This is a genomic window from Pseudonocardia sp. McavD-2-B (assembly GCF_024124365.1).
Lineage (GTDB): Bacteria > Actinomycetota > Actinomycetes > Mycobacteriales > Pseudonocardiaceae > Pseudonocardia > Pseudonocardia alni.
Genome location: NZ_JAMXSG010000468.1, coordinates 1 through 2,199, shown reverse-complemented (window position 1 = coordinate 2,199; position 2,199 = coordinate 1). Strand labels below are relative to the sequence as shown.

General features: G+C 77.9%; 2 protein-coding genes. Both read left to right on the top strand.

The window, feature by feature from the left end; genetic code table 11:
- Nucleotides 1–162 precede the first annotated feature (162 nt).
- Entirely contained in the window at nucleotides 163–1,416 is a 1,254-nt protein-coding gene (locus tag NH602_RS30265; RefSeq protein WP_179760005.1) for a glycosyltransferase family 2 protein, read from the top strand.
- A 45-nt stretch (nucleotides 1,417–1,461) separates the two neighbouring features.
- Nucleotides 1,462–2,199: hypothetical protein (locus NH602_RS30260; protein WP_253069613.1), on the top strand; the 738-nt coding region annotated here is incomplete at its 3' end.

Genomic DNA, 2,199 nt, shown 5'->3' with positions numbered 1-2,199 from the left:
CGCCGCCGCCCCGGGCGCGGTGGCGCTCTACGACGACGACACCCGCCGCGACGCCCTCGTCGCCGACGCCCTGACCCGGCCCGGCGCGACCCGCGGCCCGGTCCCGGACTGGCCGGACGCCGGGGCCGGGCACGCCGCCCTCTACCGGAGGATGGTCGCCCGGTGAGCGTGCCGGGGAACCGCTGGGACCTGCTCGCGCCGCACACCGGGCCGCCGCCGTCGGTGGGGGTGGTGGTGTGCCACTACCGCCGGCCCGCGCAGCTGGCCCGCACCGTCGCCGCGCTGCAGACGCAGACCCGACCGCCGGTGTCGGTGGTCGTCGCCGACGACGGGTCCCCGGAGCCGCCCGACCCGGCCGCGCTCGCGGGGCCGGTCCCGGTGCGGGTGGTGACCCAGGACGACCGCGGGTTCCGCGCCGCCGCCGCGCGCAACCGCGGCGCCGCGCAGGTCGAGGGTGACGTCCTGGTGTTCCTCGACGCCGACACCGTCCCCGGGCCCGGATTCGTCGCAGCGCTCACCGCGCGGATCGCGGCCTGCCCGGACGTGCTCGCCGTCGGGCGTCGCCGGCACGCGGACCTGTCCGGCACCGCCCCGGGCGACGACCCGGCCGGCGCGCCGCAGCTGCCCGACCCGGCCTGGCTCGCCGACGGCTACCGCCGCACCCGCGACCTGCTCGACGCGTCGGGCACGGACTGGCAGCTGGTCATCAGCGCCGTGCTCGCCCTGCACCGCAGCCTGTTCGACGACCTCGGCGGCTTCGACGAGCGCTACGTCGGCTACGGCGGCGAGGACTGGGACCTGGCCTACCGGGCCTGGAACAACGGTGCGCTGCTCGTCCACGAACCGGCCGCGGTGGCCTGGCACGACGGCCCCGACTGGGGTGGCCGCCCGGAGGACCACGACGCCGTCGGCGGTGGCAAGGACGGCGAACGCATCCGGATCGCCGCGCTCGTCCCCGACCCCGGCGTGCGCGGCGCACCGCTGCCCGGCGCGGTTCCGGACGTGCTCGCCACCGTCGACGCGGACGCGTACGGGTGGGAGCTGGTGGAGATCGTCGACGCGGTGCTGAACCAGACCCATCGCGACGTCCGGGTCCGGCTGCCGGGCGGCGACCCGCGGCTCGACGAGCTCTACCGCGGCGTCGCCGACACCGGCCCGTGGAGCCCCGACCGGCTGCGCCGCGCCCGGGCCCGGCTGCACGTCCACGCGCCGCTCCCGCCCGACGCGCTGGCCCGCGCCATGGACCTGCTCACCGGCCACGACCTCGGCCGCGTCGAGATCGCCGGTCCGGACGGGCGGACCCTGGCCGTACTCGTCTCCACCCGGGCGGCGGGCCGGGCCCGGCGCGGGCGGGTCGACGACGCCGTCGCCCAGCACCGGGAGGGCGTCGCGACCCTGCTCGCCGGGATGCCGTAGCACTACGGAGGCCCGACCGCACCGGATGGCCCTAGCCTCGCCGGCATGACCGCACCAGCTGCCTCCCCGGTCCGCGGGGCCCGCCGCGCGATGATCGTCGCGGTGGTCGCCTCGCTGCTCGTCGCCTCGCTCTGCGGGATCGTCGCCCTGCTCGGCGGCGGCTTCGGCGACCGGCAGGCACGGATCGTCGCGACCACCCTGGTCGTCGCCGCGTTCGGCACCTCGGCGCTCTGCCATCTCGCCGTCGTCACCCGCGCCGTGCGGGCCCTCGGGTTCGCCGGTCTGGCGGCGAGCGTCGTCGCCGCGGTGGCCGCGCTGTGGCTGGTCTGGGGCGGCGACGAGCTGTTCGAGGGCGACGGCGACGGGTCGGTGCTGAAGACCCTGCTGGTCGCGACGATCGTCGCGATCAGCCTGGCGCACGCGAACCTGCTGCTGCTCCTCGCCGAGCGGCGCCGCACCGTGATCCGCGCAGGACTCGGGCTGACCCTGGCCGCGATCGCCGTCGTCGCGACGATGCTGGCGCTGCCGGTGATCACCGACGGCGAGGTCGGCGACAGCGAGTGGTACTGGCGCTGGTTCGGCGTCGCGGGGATCGTCGACGCGCTCGGCACCATCGCCCTGCCGGTACTGGCCCTGGTCCTGCGCGGCCGAGGGCACGAGCCCGCCGCCACCGACCCCGCGCCCACCGAGCCCGCCGCCACCGAGCCCGCCGCCACCGGGACTCAGCCTGGCTCCACCGGGGCCGCCACCGGTTCGGCGTCGTCCGGGCCCGCATCCGCCGGG